The organism is Mycobacterium saskatchewanense (assembly GCF_010729105.1).
Taxonomy (GTDB): Bacteria; Actinomycetota; Actinomycetes; order Mycobacteriales; family Mycobacteriaceae; genus Mycobacterium; species Mycobacterium saskatchewanense.
In genome coordinates this window covers 3904736-3920230 of record NZ_AP022573.1, presented here as the reverse complement: position 1 = coordinate 3920230, position 15495 = coordinate 3904736, and the positions used below count along the sequence as shown (strand labels likewise).

Sequence of the window (15495 nt, the reverse complement as noted above, 5' to 3'; positions counted from 1 at the left end):
CGCTCCCCCCTCACGCCTGCTCGCCCCGACCTCACAGGTGTGATCATCGGCTCCCTACTCGCAGGTAGTAACGGCGACCACAGGAATGTACCCGATGGTTTCGCACGTGTGAACCGCATCTCCACAATTAACCCTTCGTCAACAGCAGGCAAACGTTACAGGTGCCGTCAGCCTCCCTCGCCGTTCATCGAATCCCTTGCATCGGAACGTATTTCGATAAAATTTGCGGCCCCGTAACGGACCCGCAGCTCAGTCTTGAGCACCTTCCCTGAAGGGTTGCGGGGCAGCGCGTCGACGATCTCCAGCGCTTTGGGGTGCTTGTAGCGGGCTAACCGCTCGGCCAGGAAATCGGCCAGATGGTCGAGCCGCAACGCCTCGTCGGTGACCGCGGCGACCGCGATCGGTACCTCGCCCCACTTCTCGTGGCTGCGGCCGATGACGGCCACCTCGACGATGCTGGGATGGCCGGCGAGAACGTTCTCCACCTCCGCGCAGTAGATGTTCTCCCCGCCGGAGATGATCATGTCCTTCTTGCGGTCCACCACCCAGACGTAGCCCTCTTCGTCCATCCGGACGAGGTCGCCGGAGTGGAACCAGCCGCCCGCGAACGCTTCGGCGGTGGCCTCCGGGTTGTTCCAGTAGCCACTCATCAAGGTGGGCGCGCGGTAGACGATTTCGCCGACCTCGCCGACCGGCACGTCGTTCATGTTCTCGTCGACCACGCGAGCCGCGACCGTCGGGATGACCTTGCCGACCGAGCCGCGCTTGCGGATCGCGTCCTCGCCGAGCAGCATGCACGTCACCGGCGACATCTCCGTCTGGCCGAACGCGGCAAGGATCTGCGTCCCCGGGAAGGTCGCCGACATCTCCCGCAGCAGCGCGTCGGGCGCCGGCGCCGCCCCCCACGAGATCACCCGCAGCTTCAGGTCCCGAGGGCGCGCCCGCTGTTCGGCGCACACCGCCTGCCACTGCGCGGGAACCAGGAAGATCCCGGTGACCTTCTCCGCCGCCAGCACGTCGAGCAGCTGGCCGGGGTCGAACGCGCCGAGCGGGTAGATCACCGTCGGGGTGCCGAGCGTCATCGGCGTCAGCATGTTGCCGATCCCGGCGATGTGGAAGAACGGGACGCCGATGAAGCCGACGTCGTTGTTGAGGTCCGCGCCGTTGGTGTAGAGGCCCGTCATCGTCTGCCCGGCCAGGTTGGCGTGGGTGAGCACGGCGCCCTTGGGCCGGCCGGTGGTGCCCGACGTGTACATGATCAGCGCCGGCGAGTCGGTGGGGATGTCGACCGGCTGGTGCGCCTCGCCGGGCTCGTCGATCAGGTCTTCGTAACCGAGCACGGCGTCGTCGGTGGAGCGGCCCGCGACGATGACCGTGTCCACCAGCGGCTGGATCTCGCGGACCCCGGTGGCGACGGCGGCGAGCACGGGTTCGGTGATCATCGCCCGCGCTTCGCAGTCTTCGACCAGGAAGGCGATCTCGGCGGGGGTGAGCCGGAAGTTCAGCGGGACCGCGATCCCGCCCAACGCGTTGATCGCCAGCACCGACTCGACGAACTCGGTCCGGTTGAGCATCAGGATCATGACCCGGTCGCCGAACCCGACCCCCCGGCGACTCAGGGCATCCGCCAGCGCCGCGACGCGCCTCTGCAGCTGCGCCCACGTCACGGTGTTGCCGAGGAACCGCAGCGCCGTGGCGTCCGGCTGCATCAGCGCATGACGTTCCAGCTGAGTGACCCAGTTCTGCCGCCGGGCGCGATACAACTGGTCGCCCTCCCGTGACCCCTGCGCCAGATGGCCGGCCAATTGCGCGGTCAACCGAACACTCCCCTTCACTCAGGCACCGCTTGCGCCAGGTTGATATTTGATAAAAGTTGGTGTTGTCTGGGTCACACTATGGCTTTGTCGACGCTCTGACAAGCCCTGACAAGCCCCCGATAAGCCCAGGCAGCCGACGTGAACCCACCGATATCAACGCAGCCGCGGAGCCGGCGTCCGCTGCGCCGGGCGCAGTTGTCCGACGAGGTGGCGGGCCGCCTGCGGGCCGCGATCATGGCCGGCAAACTGCGCGCCGGAACGTTCATCCGGCTCGACGAGACCGCGGCCGAGCTCGGGGTCAGCATCACACCGGTGCGGGAGGCGCTGCTGAAACTCCGCGGCGAGGGCATGGTGCAGCTGGAGCCGCACCGCGGCCACGTCGTGCTGCCACTCACCCGCCAGGACATCGAGGACATCTTCTGGCTGCAGGCCACCATCGCGCGGGAGCTGGCGGCGGCGGCCACCGAGCACATCACCGAAGCCCAGATCAACGAGCTCGAGCGCATCAACGACGCGCTCGAGGCTGCCGTCGGATCCGCCGACGCCGAAACGATCGCGGGCATCGAGTTCGCGTTCCACCGGGTCTTCAACCAGGCCAGCGGCCGGATCAAGCTGGCCTGGTTCCTCCTCAACGCCGCGCGCTACATGCCGGTGCTGGTGTACGCCGGCGACCCGCACTGGGGTGCGGCCGCAATCGACAATCACCGCCGACTGATCGCGGCGTTGCGCCAGCGGGACGCCGTCGCCGTGATCGAACACACCGTCTGGCAATTCACCGATGCGGCCGGCCGCCTGACTGAGATGCGGGACCGGCTCGGAATTTTTGACTAGCGGGTGTTTACTGGGCGGCCAGCTGCTCGGCGCGCCGCTTCAGGTTCTCGGCGAGGTGGTCCAGAACGTTGCCGGCCAGCGACTTCACCATCGGCGCGGGGATCGGCATCGTCGTCTCGACGTCCATGTCCACGGTCAGCAGGCTCGACGCGCCGGTCTCCACCACGCTGAACAGTTGCTCCTGCTTGCTGAACAGGTCGCCCTGCTGCAGGACGGTCTGGATCTGGTTCTCCCCCGGGTAGTACACGGCCTGGATGAACGTGGCCTGCATGCCTTGGTAGTCGGCGTCGAGCCTCAGCTGGCTGGGGCGCCCGTCGTCGTAGCGGGCGAGAACCCAAAGGCCTTGGATCTCTTCGTTCCACTGCGGGTAGGCCTCGAAGTCGGCGACGATCCCGAGGATCATCGCGGCGTCGGCGCCGACCTCGACCGTCTTGCTCAAAACTGGCATGGGCGAAGCATAACGGGGCGCCAGCGCGGCGAAAGAGGCGGCGGTAGGGGCGATCTCACGCCCGATCGACGCGCGCCGTCGACAGCAGCTCCCGGATGGCGTCGGGGATCGGCACCGGTTTGCGGCTGGCCCGGTCGACGTAGACGTGCACCCAGTGCCCGAGCGCGGGGATCGGTCCCGCCGGGTCCCGCGGCCGGAACACCGCCAGCCGGTAGGTGACGCTGCTGCGCCCGAGGCGGGTCACCGCGATGCCCACGGCGAGGTCCTCCGGGAAGTGCACTTCGGAGAAGTAGCGGCAGCCCGACTCGGCGACGACGCCGAGCGCGGGCGTGGTGAGCGGGTCCAGGCCGGTGCTCGTGTTGATCCAGGCATTGATCGCCGTGTCGAACAGCTGGTAGTACACGGCGTTGTTGAGGTGGCCGAACATGTCGTTGTCGACCCACCTGGTTCCGACGGGCCAGCGCACCGGGAAGTCGGCGCCGGTGAGCCCGTCCGGCGCGGGCGGTACCGAAGGAGCCGAACCCATGGCCCTACCAGTACCGCAGGGCGTTCCGGAACAGGTCCGCCAGGACCGGTTTGCTCATCTCGCGCGGAGCGTTCTGCAGCAGGCGCTGCTGGGGGTAAGCGCCTTCGGTCAGAGCCGCCACGTCGTCGTCGGTGTAGCCGACCCCGCTCAGCCCGTTGGGCATGCCCACCGCTCGCATGATCCGGACGAGTTCGCCAGCCAGCACCTCGCCCGCATCCTGCGCGCCGGCGCCCCGGGTGTCGGCGCCGAGCAGCCGGGCCCCCTCCAAGTGCCGTTCTGGGCTCACCTCCGCCGTGAAGCGGAAGGCCGCGGGCGCGTTGACGATGACGGCCATCCCATGCGGCACGAGCGGCTCCTCGGTGGGGTAGCCCGAGGGACGGAAGTCACGTACCAGCCCCGCCACCGCGTAGGCCATGCCGTGTGGCGCGTGCACACCCGCGTTGCCGAACGCGATGCCCGCCAGCGTGGCGGCCCACATCACCTGTTCCCGGGCCTCGCTGTCCGAGGCGTCGCTCACCGCGCGCTCGAAGAACTGCCCCAGCGTGCGTAACGCCTGCCGGCAGCCCATGTCACTCCACGGGTTGGCACCCTGGCTCATCGGTCGCAGGCTTGGCCGTTCGGGGGCGCGGCGCCGGCTATAGGGACGCGCGGTGTAGGACTCGAGCGCGTGAGACAGGACGTCGAGCCCCGCCGAGGCCACGACCTCGCGGGGCAGGCTCGCCGTGCAGTCGGGGTCGACGAGCGCCTCCGTCGGGCGCAGCGCGTGCGAAGCGATGCCGGTCTTGGCTTTCAGCGCCAACAGGTCGAAGATCGCGATCCCGGTGACCTCGCTGCCGGTGCCCGCCGTGGTGGGGCAGGCGATGTGTGGCTTGAGCGGGCCGGGTACGGGCCTGCCCTCGCCGATCGGCGCGTTGACGTAGGCCAGCAAGTCGGCGGGATGGGTGCCGTACAGGTTCGCGGCCTTGCACGTGTCGATAACGGAGCCGCCGCCCAGTGATATGTAGCCGTCGGGCTTCGACTCCTGCGCGAACCGCGCCGCTTGGAGAAAGGACACGTCCGTGGGCTCGACGTGGACGTCGGTGTAGGGGACGACGTCCAGGCCGGCTGCGATCAGCGAGTCGTAAGTAGTCGCGAAGACGGGCAGCGCGGCAACGTCGGCGTCGCTGAACAACGCCACCCGCCGCAGCCCAAGCGTCCGGGCTCTGTCGCCCACCTCCGCCAGGCAACCGCGCCCGAACGTTACCCGTGACGAGTCGACGGTGAAGGCGCCGTCGCAGCCGTCGGCGGGAATCGGAATATCGCAGCAGGACATCGCCTGCCATCCTGTCAGACCGTGCCCGGCCTACCGAGGGTGCATGGGCGCCACCGGTTCCACGGTCGTGTCGGGAAGGCGGTGTTGCTCGATGTAGTCCCAACGGATCTGGTAGCCCAGGCCGGGCGTCGACGGTATCTCGACGAACCCGTCCGCGCCGAGCGGATCGCAGGGCGCCTCGAGATAGGGCGGCGCGCTGTCGTAGCGGGCGCCGGGCCCGAGCAGCCCGCGTTCGTAGTACTCGCAGACGTCTTCGCTGGTCGCACCGAGGACCTGCAAGTTGCCGAAGCCGCTCATGTGTAGTTCGCAGCGCATGCCGACCGCCTCGCACATCGCGGCCAGCTTCATCACCCCGGTGATGCCGCCGCGCAGCACGTCGATGCGGCTGATGTCGGAGGCGTCGCGCAGGATCCAGTCCGCCCGGGTATAGATGCCGCCCTCCGCGATTTCCGGGGAGCAGATGGGGATGTCGAGTTCGCGGGCGAGCTTGACGTAGGACTCCACCCGGTACTCGGGCATCGGGTGCTCGTACCAGTAGAAGCCGAGCCTTTCGAGCTCGCGGCCGACGCGAAGCGCGTCGTCGTAGGTGTGGTAGGTGCCCCAGGGGTCGAACATCAGCACCATGTCGTCGCCGACCGCCGCGCGCACCTCGCGGCACGCCTGGATGTCCCAGTCCACGTACGACGGCCGGGGCAGCGCGGGTTGGCCCGTCGCGGGATTCCAATAGTGATAGGGGTGGATCTTGTAGGCGCGATACCCGCGTTGCTTGCACTCGGCCGCGTGCGCGGCGTACTGGTCCGGTGAGCCGAGATTGTTGAAGCTGCTGGCGTAGGCCTTGACCCGGTCGCGGGCGCCCCCGAGCAGCTTGTGCACCGGCAGCCCGGCCACGCGGCCCGCCAGATCCCACAAAGCCAAATCGATCACACTGCAGACATTCTCGGGGAGCTTGGCCGCCCACAGCTGCCGCCAGATTTCGGCCCGGTCCAGCGGGTCCTGGCCGGCGAGCAGTGGGCCCAGGAACTGGGTGAGCAGGGCCTGATCTCCCGGCAGCAGGCCGTCCTGGTCGCCGTGGAAGTGACCGCCGAGGTAGTAACCCTCGACGCCCTCGTCGGTGAGGATCTTGGTCACGGTCTGCACCACGCGGTAGTCGGTCATCAGCTGGCCGAACGAGATCCGATCGACGAATGTTTCGAACGGGACGACCTGCACACCGGTGATCTTCATGGCACGGAATTCTGCCGAGGGCGCGCGCGCTCAGAGTAGAGGCGAAGGTCCCGCGACCCGTCGATTCACGGGCCACCCATCAGTCGAGCTGGATCAGCTGCGCGCCGGCCGGTGAGTGGGTGGTCATGTCGCACAGCAGCGTCTCAATGGGATTCACTGCGCCGCAGGAGATGCCGGCGGCCGCGAGCGCGTAACCCTTGTAGGTGCGCGCCGCCGCGCTGAGCACGTGCTGCGCCTTGGCCGTCACCCGGTGGACGCCCAGCGGCCAGCCCTGACCCGCGTGGCCCCACAGGGCCACTTCGGTCGTCCGGGCGTCGAGGGAAGTGAGGACTCGCCGGCGAACGCCCGCGTCGGCGGCAAATGCCTCGGCGCTGACGGCGAGGCTATGCCTCGCCGGATCCTCCTCGCCGATGCGTGACGGCAGGTCCGCGACGGCGATGCCAAGAATGCGCAGCGGCCGGGTGTCGCCCCCGTGCGGCAGCAGCGCGGTCACCTCCCAGCCGGCCATCACCCGGTCGTACAGCCACCCCCCGGCGGACTCCACGACGTCGGCGGCGCTGGCCGCCACGACCTCGAGTCGATAGCGCAGACACTCGCCGTCGGCACGGATTGCCCGTGCTGTCGTGGCCCGACTGGTCTCGCGGACGTCGAACGTTGGAGCGACCATCGATCCATTCCTCACCGCCGAACGCCAACGGTGCGGTTGGCGCGCCTGTGGGCTTGTTTCGGACTTGTCAGGCTGTCGCCGCGTCACGCAGCGGGTGATGCGACTATCCGACAGAGTGACACTTGAGCGGGATTTTGTAAAGCTGCGACGGGCCGGTCAGGGCCGCCTGCGGGCCTCGAGCTCGGCGAGGATCTCGTTGGTGTGCTGCCCGAGTCGCGGTGCCGCCGAACGCGGCACCCACGGCGTGCCGTGGAAATCGGCGGGCGTCGCCACCATCGGAACGCCGGCCTCGCCGTCGGGGACGTCGACGGGGACGTCCACCAAGCCGCCCGCCGCGTGGAACTGCTCGTCGGCGATCACGTCCTCGACGGAGTTGATCGGCGACCAGAAGAAGTCGGGCTCCCCCGCGAATACGTCGGCCCATTCGTCGAGCGGCCGGGCGGCGAAGATGCGGTCCAGTTCGGCGATGAGGTCCACCGCGTTGGCGGCGCGCTGCCGCGCGGTGTCGAACCGCGGATCGGTCAACCACTCGGGGCGCCCCACGGCGCGGCACAGCGCGGGCCAATGCCGCTCGCCCTCGAGCCCGACGATCCAGAACCGCCGCCCGTCGCCGGCCGCGTAGTTGTTCATGCACGGGTTGCCCATCGATTCGCGTTGCCCGATGGCGATGGGCTGGCCGGTGAGCAAATAGGTGTTGAGGTCGAAGCTGACCGTGTACGCGCCCTGGCGATACAGCGAGGTGGTCACCAGCTGGCCGGTGCCCGTGCGCTGCCGGGCGACCAGAGCGGCGCAAACCGCGGCGGCCAGGCTCATGCCCGCCGAATGGTCGCCCATGCCGCCGCGCTGGAACGGCGGGGTGTCACCGGGCCGGGTGAGCAGGTGGGCGATCCCGGCTCGGGACCAGAACGCGGCGACGTCGTAGGCGGCCCGGTCTGCGTCGGGACCGGCCTCGCCGTATCCCGTGATAAGGCCGTAGATCAGGCGCGGCAGGCGGTCCGACACCGACTCGTGGTCGAGCCCGAGGCGCCGCAACGCACCGGGACGCACGTTCGTCACGAATACGTCGGCCGCCGAGAGCAATTCGAATGCGGTGTCCCGGCCCGCCTCCTCGGTGAGGTCGAGGACGATGCTTCGCTTCGAGCGGTTGTCCATCTCGAAGGGCGGGTTGACGCCGAGGTCGCACCCCAGCATGCGCCCGAACATGCGCCCCGGGTCGCCGGAGGGCGGTTCGATCTTGACGACGTCGGCGCCCCAGTCGGCGAGGATGCCGCCAGTGGCCGGCCCGGCAACCCATACGCCGAGCTCCACGACTTTGATGCCTTCCAGCGGTCCGGCCATGCAAGGGACAGTAATCAGCCGCCCCGTCAGCAGGGTGGTGGGTCCTCGTCAGCCTCGGGTGGGGCGGGCCCGGCGTGTTGGCCGAGGCGGGTTTGGCGGTTGTGCCGGCGTTCGGTGGCCATGCGCGCGGCGCGGTGTCGGGCGTGGGTGCGGGTGCGGCGGGGCACCACGGCGGTGCGCTCAGCGCAGTGGTCGTCGGGCTGGGTTTCGGGGGCGGGCATGCCGCCCACGGCAGGGCGCTGCCAGGGATGGTGACGTCGGCATGGCCGGACGGAGAGGTCAGGATCGCGGTGCCGTCGGGCAGTTGCTGGTCGGTCCAGCCCGAGAAGGTTTTGACCGGGTGGTGGGTGGGGCACCTCGCAGCCGCTCGCGGGCACGTCGCAGCCGGGCCAGCGACACGTCAGGTCCCGACACCGCACGAACGCCGCCAACGCCGCCAAGCCGGGTTCGCGTGTGGTTAACCGGCGCCGTAACTGACACAGTTGACCCATGAGTCTGGTAGCCGGCCGGGGACCGCTGAGCGGCGATCCGGCCGGGTGGTTCTCGCCGGGCATACCCGCCGAGGTGGTCTACGCCGAGCCCCATCCCCGGCGGGTGCAGGCGCTGCGCGACGGGCGTCTGGTGATCGATACAGAGCGCGCGCTGCTGGTGCACCGGCGCGGGCAACCACTCAGCTACGCCTTCCCGGCCGACGAAATACGGCACCTACCAACGGAACCCGAGCCGGATGCGCCCGGATTCGTTCGCGTGCCCTGGGGCGCGGTAGACACCTGGCTCGAGGAGGGCAGGAAACTCGTTCACTACCCGCCGAATCCGTACCACCGCGTCGACTGCCGCCGCACCCGCCGGCACCTACGCGCCGCCGTCGACGGCACAATCCTGGTCGACACGCACGACACGGTGGTCGTGTTCGAGACCGCGCTCGAGCCGCGCCTCTACGTCGACCCCACGTACGTGCGCACCGACCTGCTACGGCGGTCGGACATGTCGACCTATTGCAACTACAAGGGTTTCGCGACCTATTGGTCGGTTGACCTCGGCGACCGCGTTATCGAGGACGCTGCCTGGAGTTATGCGGATCCACCCCCGGAAAGCCTTCCTATCAAAGGGTTTCTCAGCTTCGACGCCGCTCGCGTCGACGTCCACGCCGAGCTTCCGGCCACCCACAGGTGAACGCTACCGGGTCACCACGGCGAGTCGTTGAAGCTGTCTGATTCGTGCCTGAGCGTGACGCCGAGTTGGCGGCGCGCGGTGACGTCCAGTTTGGCAAACACCTTGCGCAAGTGGTAGGCGACCGTATTGGGGCTAATGAACAGCTGCGCGCCGATCTCGGCGTTGGTGGCTCCGCCGGCGGCCAACGCGGCAACCTGGGCCTCGCGCGGGGTCAGGCCGCAACGGGCCCCGGGATGCCGCTTCTCGCATATGCATTCACCGGCGGCCTCGAGCTCCAGCCGAGTTCGTTCAGCAAAAGCTGCCATACCGATCCCGATAAACATCCGGTAGGCCTGACGCAGCTGGGCGCGGGCTTCGCTCGGTCGCCTTTGCCGGCGCAGCCATTCGCCGTAGGACAGCCGCGCACGCGCGGCAGCCGGACGCAGATTCGTACGGTCGAGCCGCTCGACCGCCTCGCGATAAAGTCGTTCGGCGCCGTCACCGTCGCTGACGAGTGCCTGCGAGCACGCGTAGGTCCCCAGAGCCCAATCGGTGCCGGACGCCTGCGTGCTCTCCGCAAGCAGTTTCACTGCGTGCTCCGCAGCGCCCATCTGCCCGCAATGCGTTGCGGCTTCTACTAGTTCGGGTAGGAAGAAGTTTGACCAAAGCTCGTCCGGGTGCTCGCTGCCGTTCCGGGCCGCGGTGAGAGCCTGCTCGTAGCGCCCCAGCCCGTTGCACAGCAGCGCAGTCGCCAACTCGATTGACGCCAATCCCATTCCCTCGCCTCGAGCGAGGGCCTGTTGTGTGCCCGCCCGTATCAGTCGCTGTACCTCGACGCGGTCACCTTCCCATGCGGCGATCGGAAGTGCCGCATAGGGAAATACCGTCGTCGACAACGCGTTTGTGATCGCATCGGCCTCTGCGATCAGTTGCCGCGCCACCGGGAAGTCACCGCTCCAGGCCAGCACGGCCGCCAGAGAGTGCAGCGCGACGGGAAGTACCCGCCGGTTCTCGGCCCGGCGAGCGAGGGCCGCCTGTCGAGCCGGCAACAGCTGCCATGCCCGATCGTCCCAGGCAACGATGGCGGCGTGGCATGCAAGCCACAGCCATCGCGTGCCGTCATCGAGATCTGTTTCGTCCGAGCGGCAGAAACCGTGCACCGCCTTGCAGACCAGTCCCACACCCTCCGAGCCCCCGTTGATGAGCGTCGTCAACCCATCCAACAAGAGATCCACTGGGCGGGGAGTTCGCCCCGGCGGGGGTGCGGCCACGGCGGCCATCGCGACCTTCAGGACGCCATCGCCACCGGCCAGGCGACCGGCAAAGAGGACCGTCGAGAGCGCCTCGAGATAGAGCTCACGAGCCACGTCAGCGTCGTGGGGCGCGTGCGCCTCGGCCAGCTCGATCAGAGCCGAGGCAGCGTCACTGCCGCACTTCGAGGTGAACATCATTTCGCCGCGCAGCGCGGAAGGCAAGGTACCGCCGTCCACGATTGCCGACGAGCGCCGTGCCGGATTCATTGGGCACTCACCCCCGATCGCGGTCGCACCTGGAGCCCTCGACCGACAGCAGCAGACCGGTGCGGCCGGCATGCGGGGCGACAGGACCGCACTCGATGACTTCGCGCCCGCCCCAGCTCCGGGCGTAAATCATGCCGGAAGTGTATCGCCTCGACACGGGCACCACCGGGCATCCGAATCGACTTACCGGCTCCCCGACGGGGCACTGGTCAATGCCGTCGACGCGATGACTACCAGGTCTTGAGGATTCAAGGGCGCTGTCACTCGGGCCATCATCGGAGTGGGTCGCCCCCTGCGGTCATCGGAAGGATCAAAGGCGAAGCGGATGCTGTATTCCAACGCAACCATCCCGGCTGATCGGGTTCGCCTACTGCCGATCGCCGAAGCGCTGGAGCCTCGCCTCGAAAAGCTTTGCCGGCAGATCGTTTCGCGCGTTCGACGCGCTGTGCCCTTCTACGCAACAACGTCGCTCGTCGCCGATGAGGCGCTGGCGGCCAGCTGCGACGGCATTCTGCGAAGCTTGCTCGACGGCATGGGCGGCGCGATGATCGATACTTCGCCGGCAGCCACGAGCGGCCGGCGGCAGGCCGAGGCCGGAGTGCCGTTGCCGGCGGTGATGTCGGCTTTCAGAATCGGATTTCACCAGATGTGGAAGGCGGTGGCCGATCTTGCCGGGCCGCGGCCGGACATCAGCCGCGAAGATCTCCTGCGAGCGGCGACGTGGCTGTGGCACGCCCAGGATCTCTGCACCGACGCGATGGCGGCCGCCCACGACCAGCAGATGCGACAGCAGCTGATCGACGGCCACGCCGAGCGGCTGCGGCTCACAGAGGCGCTCTTCCAGAGCCGGCTGAGTGACCATCGGTCGTTATGGGAAGTCGCCGAGGCTCTGGGCTTGCCCCGATGCGGGCCGTACGTCGTGGTCGCCGCCAAGTGCGCGACGTCCGGAAGTCCGGCCCTCCCGGGCGCGGCGGCGATGCTGCGCAGCCTCGACGTCTTTTCCGCGTGGCTGGTGTTGCCGGATGTGCACGCCGGCATAGCCGCTGTCCCGAACGAGACCCGCTACGCGTCGCTGTTGGGATTGTTGGCACGAATCGCGGCCGCGCGGGTCGGGGTCAGTCCCCCGTTCGACGACCTGGGGGACACCGCGGAGGCGCTGCGCTACGCGCGGGTCGCGGTCAACGACCGCGTCCAGACCCAACTGGTCACGGTCTTCGACGACTCCCCTCTCGCCGCGCTCGCGGTCTCCGCGCCGCGGGTCACCCGAAAGCTGGCGAGAACGATGCTGGGCCACTTCGACCATCAGACCGGCAACGAACGTGACGTGTTACTCGAAACGCTTCGGGTCTGGATCGACTGCGACGGTTCGATCAACGATGCGGCCGACCGTCTCTTCTGCCACCCCAACACCGTGCGGTATCGCCTGCGCCGCGTCGAGCAGCACACCGGCCGGTCGTTGTCGGCGCCGCGGGATCTCACCGAACTCTGCCTGGCTTTTCAAGCCTATTGGCACGAATGGTAAATGGGGAGTCGTCGAGACGCGGTAGCGTGCAGCCCCTGCGCCCACCTTGCGTCCCGTCACATCCCGGCGCCGAAATTCTTGATGCCCGTCCAACGACCCCGGGGTCCGGCGCGTCAGACCATGGGACAAGCGGCGTGACGCGTCCACCGGAGTTGCAGCGAAGGAGTGAGGCGTGATCGAACTGATCGTGCTGAACCTGGCGACCACGCGGGCCATGCAGGCGGTGTCGATGGACGGTTCGCGGGTCCGCACCGTAGTCAGTGATCTCGACGAGGGACCCGACGGCATCGTCGTCGACCAACGACATGGCCACATCTACTGGACCAACATGGGCGCCCCCGATCCGGGCGCCCAGCCGGGGGCCGAACCAACCTTTCTCACCCGCAATGGATCGCTTGAGCGCGTCGACCTCGACGGCAGCCACCGCCGCACGATCGTGCCTCGGGGGGCGTTCACCACCGGCAAGCAGCTGACGGCCGACTTCACCGCCGGCAAGCTGTACTGGTGTGACCGGGAAGGCATGCAGGTGCTGCGCTGCGATCTGGACGGATCTCGCCTCGAAACACTCGTGAGTGCCGGCATCGGCGCCGACGCCCGTGACGGGCGCAACCATTGCGTGGGCATCGCCGTGGATGCCGTCCGAGGCCTGGTCTATTGGTCTCAAAAGGGCGCCCCTGATGCGGGCCAGGGTCGCATCTTCCGGGCCTCGATTGACATTCCGCAGGGGCGCACCCCGCTCGAACGCGACGATATCGAACTATTGTGGGCCGGCCTCCCAGAGCCCATCGACCTCGACCTGCAAGATGGGGAAATGCTGGCCTGGACGGATCGAGGCGCCGGCCCGGGCGGTAACACGCTCAACCGAGCCAGGGTGCAGCCGGACATCGGTACACCGCAGGTTGTTTCGCGGGGCTACCACGAGGCCATCGGACTCGCCACCCTCGACGGCGAAACGTACTACGTCGGCGACCTGTCGGGCTCCATCCGCTGCGTGAACCTCGCCGACGGGACCGACCGCGAATTGGCCAGGCTCCCAGCCGGACTGACAGGCTTGGCGTTGGCAGTGCTCTGACGGAAGCGAACGCGCAGACATCGGAGCTGCATGAGATTGTCCGACGGTTTAGGAGGTCTTGGATGAACCACCGTGACGGCAGGCTACTGCTGTTGAAGAACGTGGAAATTTTCGACGGGTTATCGGACCGAATGCGCTCCGGGCATGTCCTTATCGAGGGTCACACCATTGCCGCCGTGGAGACCTCACCGATCCCGGAATCCTCGCGCACCACCGTCATCGACGGTGCCGGTCGGGCATTGATGCCCGGGATGAGCGACGCCCACATACACCTGGTCGGCATGGCCAACACGCCGGCACGACTGGTGTTGGCCTCTCAGACTGAGCTGGCCGCAACAACTTTGGCTCGCGCCAAGGACACCCTGCTCCGGGGCTTCACGACGGTGCGCGACATGGGCGGAGACACCGTTGGGATCAAGAACGTCATCGACACGCAGCCTGAACTAGGGCCGCGCATCTACCCGAGTCAGGCGGCGATTTCGCAGACCGGCGGCCACGGCGATTTCGGTTTCGTCTACGAACCACCCACGGCGTTGGGCGGTGCGCCGTCACGCGCCGAACAAATCGGGTTCATGCGTGTTGCCGACGGCGCGGACCGGGTCCTGGCCGCCGTCCGCGAGCAATTGAGACTCGGCGCCTCGCAGATCAAGCTGATGGTGGGCGGCGGTGTGGCTTCGATTTACGATCCGCTCTACACGGTGCAATTCACACCCGGGGAGCTCCGGATGGCGGTGCAATCCGCCCAGGATTACGGGACATATGTGGCCACCCATGTGTACAACGTCGCGGCTATCCGGCGGGCCGTCGAGGCGGGTGTGAAGTCGATCGAGCACGGCCATCTGGCCGACGAGGCGACGGTGGCCCTGTTGGCGGAGCGCGACGTCTGGCTCTCGATGCAGCCGTTCGCCGAGCACGACCACAGCTTCGTCAACCCGGATAGCGCACAGAAGAATCGGCAGGTATGTGACGGCACGGACCGGGTGTACCGGTGGGCCAAAAAGCATGGGGTCAAGCTTGCCTGGGGTACCGACCTACTGTTCGAGCCTCAGAGCAACGCGCGGCAAAGCGAGATGCTGGTTCGGCTCGCGGAATACTTCACCAATGCCGAAGCCCTGAAGATGGTGACCTCCGGCAATGCCGCCCTGATGCGGCTGTCCGGTGAACGGGACCCGTACAGGTCGGCACGACTGGGTGAGATCACCGTCGGCGCTTGGGCAGACGTGCTGCTGATCAACGGCGATCCGCTCGCAGACCTCTCCGTGCTGGCGGACCCCGCCAACAACATTGCCCTCATCGTAAAGGACGGAATGGTCGTCACTGACCGTCGGGCGCCGAGGATGCCGCCGCCCGGCAACGCTGGTTGCTCTGCACCCGGATAGTGAAACGGGGAAGCCGTTTTCCCGGCCGCCGCTCGATCCCGTACTCCCAGGCCAAACCCTGGCCGAGTTGCCAGCCGCGCCACCGGGCCAGCATGCACAGTCCCGCACCCACGGCGGTGGCAAACAGCGTGCCCTGTGCCGGCGCGCCGCTGAAGCTGAACGCCACCTCCACTCCGCTGGCAGCCACCGCGCAGGTTGCGTAAAGCGTGTTGCCGCCGAAGATCTGCGGGATACGCCCTACTGTCAGATCGCGCAACACACCACCGCCGACCGCGGTAATCGTGCCGAGCAGCAGCGCGGGCAGCCAGCCCAAGCCAACCGCCAGCGTCTTTTGCGCGCCGACCGCCGCCCATGTGCCCAACGCCAACGCGTCGATGACGGGATAGGCTACGGCCCACAGCCGACCCCGCAAGGGTGCCACAAAGGCCAGCAAAGCTCCCGCCAATGCGGTTCCCACATAACGGGAGTCGGTCAGCGCAACGGGTGGCCCATGCTGTAACAGCGTGTCCCGGACCACGCCGCCTCCGAGGCCGGACACGATAGCCAGCCCCACGAACCCCACAGGGTCCATCCGCAACTGCCGGGCGACGACACCGCCGAGCACCGCGTTGGCGAACACTCCGGCCAGATCGACGGCATGCGACAGCTCGCTCAGTGCGGCGCTCATGCACCAGCCCCGCCCGTCGC

General features: G+C 68.0%; 14 protein-coding genes and 2 pseudogenes. 5 read left to right on the top strand and 11 right to left on the bottom strand.

The annotated features are described in order from the left end of the window. Positions 1–138 precede the first annotated feature (138 nt). Positions 139–1817, bottom strand: a pseudogene (gene fadD5, locus G6N56_RS18480) (fatty-acid--CoA ligase FadD5). Positions 1818–1955: 138 nt separating this feature from the next. Here fadD5 and G6N56_RS18475 point away from each other — a divergent pair. Beyond that, positions 1956–2648, top strand: coding sequence for a GntR family transcriptional regulator (locus tag G6N56_RS18475; RefSeq protein ID WP_085254389.1), 693 nt, complete (start codon positions 1956–1958; stop codon positions 2646–2648). Between the two features lie 7 nt (positions 2649–2655). On the opposite strand, the gene G6N56_RS18470 is transcribed toward G6N56_RS18475, so the two are convergent. From G6N56_RS18470 to G6N56_RS18440, 7 genes and pseudogenes are all read right to left on the bottom strand, one after another. Then, positions 2656–3096 carry an SRPBCC family protein gene (locus G6N56_RS18470; RefSeq protein WP_085254388.1) on the bottom strand — a complete coding sequence of 147 codons (441 nt, stop codon included), beginning with the start codon at positions 3094–3096 and terminating at the stop codon, positions 2656–2658. 55 nt (positions 3097–3151) lie between these two features. Next, the gene (locus G6N56_RS18465) at positions 3152–3622 is read right to left on the bottom strand and encodes an acyl-CoA thioesterase (protein WP_085254387.1); all 471 of its coding nucleotides are present in this window, start codon (positions 3620–3622) and stop codon (positions 3152–3154) included. Between the two features lie 4 nt (positions 3623–3626). Then, a complete protein-coding gene (locus tag G6N56_RS18460; protein ID WP_085254386.1) occupies positions 3627–4934 on the bottom strand; it encodes a hydroxyacid-oxoacid transhydrogenase in 1308 nt (435 codons plus the stop codon). Positions 4935–4964: 30 nt separating this feature from the next. Further along, complete coding sequence (locus G6N56_RS18455) at positions 4965–6158, bottom strand: enolase C-terminal domain-like protein (RefSeq protein WP_085254385.1); 1194 nt, start codon at positions 6156–6158, stop codon at positions 4965–4967. Between the two features lie 79 nt (positions 6159–6237). Further along, positions 6238–6825, bottom strand: coding sequence for a hypothetical protein (locus G6N56_RS18450; protein ID WP_085254384.1), 588 nt, complete (start codon positions 6823–6825; stop codon positions 6238–6240). Positions 6826–6981: 156 nt separating this feature from the next. After that, a complete protein-coding gene (locus G6N56_RS18445) occupies positions 6982–8163 on the bottom strand; it encodes a CaiB/BaiF CoA transferase family protein (RefSeq protein ID WP_085254383.1) in 1182 nt (393 codons plus the stop codon). A gap of 26 nt (positions 8164–8189) precedes the next feature. Then, a pseudogene (locus tag G6N56_RS18440) lies at positions 8190–8600 on the bottom strand (hypothetical protein); the annotation flags it as partial. A gap of 52 nt (positions 8601–8652) precedes the next feature. On the opposite strand from G6N56_RS18440, the gene G6N56_RS18435 reads away from it, so the two are divergent. Further along, entirely contained in the window at positions 8653–9336 is a 684-nt protein-coding gene (locus G6N56_RS18435; RefSeq protein ID WP_085254382.1) for a DUF427 domain-containing protein, read from the top strand. A gap of 11 nt (positions 9337–9347) precedes the next feature. On the opposite strand, the gene G6N56_RS18430 is transcribed toward G6N56_RS18435, so the two are convergent. Continuing rightward, entirely contained in the window at positions 9348–10835 is a 1488-nt protein-coding gene (locus G6N56_RS18430; protein WP_158090679.1) for a LuxR C-terminal-related transcriptional regulator, read from the bottom strand. A 7-nt stretch (positions 10836–10842) separates the two neighbouring features. Then, complete coding sequence (locus tag G6N56_RS29510; protein WP_264020428.1) at positions 10843–10968, bottom strand: hypothetical protein; 126 nt, start codon at positions 10966–10968, stop codon at positions 10843–10845. A gap of 192 nt (positions 10969–11160) precedes the next feature. Here G6N56_RS29510 and G6N56_RS18425 point away from each other — a divergent pair, with 192 nt between their 5' ends. The 3 genes from G6N56_RS18425 (at position 11161) to G6N56_RS18415 (ending at position 14808) form a co-directional block, all read left to right on the top strand. Beyond that, positions 11161–12357: a PucR family transcriptional regulator gene (locus G6N56_RS18425; protein ID WP_085254380.1), complete on the top strand. Its 1197-nt coding sequence runs from the start codon at positions 11161–11163 to the stop codon at positions 12355–12357. Positions 12358–12529: 172 nt separating this feature from the next. After that, a complete protein-coding gene (locus G6N56_RS18420; RefSeq protein WP_085254379.1) occupies positions 12530–13429 on the top strand; it encodes a hypothetical protein in 900 nt (299 codons plus the stop codon). A 62-nt stretch (positions 13430–13491) separates the two neighbouring features. Further along, complete coding sequence (locus G6N56_RS18415) at positions 13492–14808, top strand: metal-dependent hydrolase family protein (RefSeq protein ID WP_085254378.1); 1317 nt, start codon at positions 13492–13494, stop codon at positions 14806–14808. On the opposite strand, the gene G6N56_RS18410 is transcribed toward G6N56_RS18415, so the two are convergent. After that, entirely contained in the window at positions 14744–15475 is a 732-nt protein-coding gene (locus G6N56_RS18410) for a trimeric intracellular cation channel family protein (RefSeq protein WP_085254377.1), read from the bottom strand. The two genes, G6N56_RS18415 and G6N56_RS18410, sit on opposite strands and share 65 nt — an antisense overlap. Positions 15476–15495 lie beyond the last annotated feature (20 nt).

Coding starts and splice junctions, on each gene's coding strand:
- G6N56_RS18470 (WP_085254388.1), bottom strand. CDS start 3,096: ATGCCAGTTTTGAGCAAGACGGTCGAGGTCGGCGCCGACGCCGCGATG.
- G6N56_RS18465 (WP_085254387.1), bottom strand. CDS start 3,622: ATGGGTTCGGCTCCTTCGGTACCGCCCGCGCCGGACGGGCTCACCGGC.
- G6N56_RS18460 (WP_085254386.1), bottom strand. CDS start 4,934: ATGTCCTGCTGCGATATTCCGATTCCCGCCGACGGCTGCGACGGCGCC.
- G6N56_RS18455 (WP_085254385.1), bottom strand. CDS start 6,158: ATGAAGATCACCGGTGTGCAGGTCGTCCCGTTCGAAACATTCGTCGAT.
- G6N56_RS18450 (WP_085254384.1), bottom strand. CDS start 6,825: ATGGTCGCTCCAACGTTCGACGTCCGCGAGACCAGTCGGGCCACGACA.
- G6N56_RS18445 (WP_085254383.1), bottom strand. CDS start 8,163: ATGGCCGGACCGCTGGAAGGCATCAAAGTCGTGGAGCTCGGCGTATGG.
- G6N56_RS18435 (WP_085254382.1), top strand. CDS start 8,653: ATGAGTCTGGTAGCCGGCCGGGGACCGCTGAGCGGCGATCCGGCCGGG.
- G6N56_RS18430 (WP_158090679.1), bottom strand. CDS start 10,835: ATGAATCCGGCACGGCGCTCGTCGGCAATCGTGGACGGCGGTACCTTG.
- G6N56_RS29510 (WP_264020428.1), bottom strand. CDS start 10,968: ATGATTTACGCCCGGAGCTGGGGCGGGCGCGAAGTCATCGAGTGCGGT.
- G6N56_RS18425 (WP_085254380.1), top strand. CDS start 11,161: ATGCTGTATTCCAACGCAACCATCCCGGCTGATCGGGTTCGCCTACTG.
- G6N56_RS18415 (WP_085254378.1), top strand. CDS start 13,492: ATGAACCACCGTGACGGCAGGCTACTGCTGTTGAAGAACGTGGAAATT.
- G6N56_RS18410 (WP_085254377.1), bottom strand. CDS start 15,475: ATGAGCGCCGCACTGAGCGAGCTGTCGCATGCCGTCGATCTGGCCGGA.